Raw genomic sequence first — 1,200 nt, 5'->3', positions numbered from 1 at the left:
AGGAAGAGCAGATAGATTTGTGTAAAAAACAAATCTATCTACTCTTTTTTGTATGATTAGTTGGTAGATTTGGAATAATATACTATATAAATTTTAGGAGGATTTTCTATGGCAAGAAAAAATGATATCAATTTTGATTACAATTCAGAGATAAAAAAGTGTAAAACAATCGATGACGTTCTTGGAAAGAACGGATTAGTTCAAAGGTTAGTTAAGGATGTACTAGAAAATATACTTGAAGCAGAAATGGATGAACATCTTGGTAGAGATAAATACCAACGTCAAAGCAATATTGATCCTGGCGAAAGAAATTATAGAAATGGATATAGCCAAAAAAATCTAAGAAGTTCATTTGGAGATGTTGATCTCGATATACCAAGGGATAGAAAGTCTGAATTTGAGCCTCAAATAGTAAAGAAATATGAAACTGTTTGTAATGAATTAGATAAAAAAATAATTTCTCTTTATGCTAAAGGTATGACTACTAGCGACATTCAGGCTGAAATAGAAGATTTATATGGAATAACAATCTCACCATCAATGGTTTCTAAAATAACAGATAAAGTAATAGCTACCGCTACCGAATGGCAAAATAGAATGTTAGATAAAATATATCCAAATAGTTTACTTAGATGCTATGTACTTTAAGGTTAGAAGCAACGGAAAAATAGTTAATAAAGCTGTATATATTTGTTTAGGATATACGATGGAAGGATATAAAGATATTCTTGGACTATGGGTTGATGAAGCCGAAGGAGCTAAGTTTTGGCTAGGTATTTGCAATGACTTAAAAAATAGAGGTGTAAAAGAAATCTTAATTGCTTGTATGGACGGACTTAAAGGGCTACCACAAGCTATTCAGACCGTATTTCCATCAGCTAATATACAAACATGTATTGTTCATCAAATAAGAAATTCTATAAAATACATAGCTTCAAGATAAAAAATCATTTATGAAAGATTTAAAAGAAGTTTATAAAGCTCCTACTGAAGAATTTGCGTTAGCGCAGCTAGACAAACTAAAAGAAACTTGGGGAAAAATAGTTATGGAATGGTTATAGATTCATGGTATAACAACTGGAATAACTTATCTACTTTCTTTGATTTCTCGCCTAGAATAAGAAAAATGATCTATACAACTAATGCACTTGAAGGATTCAATAGACAGGTACGTAAGTATACTAAATCTAGAACTATATT

General features: G+C 30.3%; 1 protein-coding gene and 1 pseudogene. Both read left to right on the top strand.

What is annotated here, in order from left to right:
- Positions 1-108: 108 nt before the first annotated feature.
- Positions 109-648, top strand: coding sequence for an IS256 family transposase (locus HMPREF0216_RS17675; protein WP_005213000.1), 540 nt, complete (start codon positions 109-111; stop codon positions 646-648).
- Positions 638-1,200: pseudogene (locus tag HMPREF0216_RS17670) on the top strand (IS256 family transposase); the annotation flags it as partial. The gene HMPREF0216_RS17675 and the pseudogene HMPREF0216_RS17670, both read left to right, overlap by 11 nt.

Origin of the sequence: Clostridium celatum DSM 1785 (genome assembly GCF_000320405.1) — a bacterium.
GTDB lineage: Bacteria > Bacillota > Clostridia > Clostridiales > Clostridiaceae > Clostridium > Clostridium celatum.
This window is presented reverse-complemented; position numbering and strand designations above follow the sequence as displayed.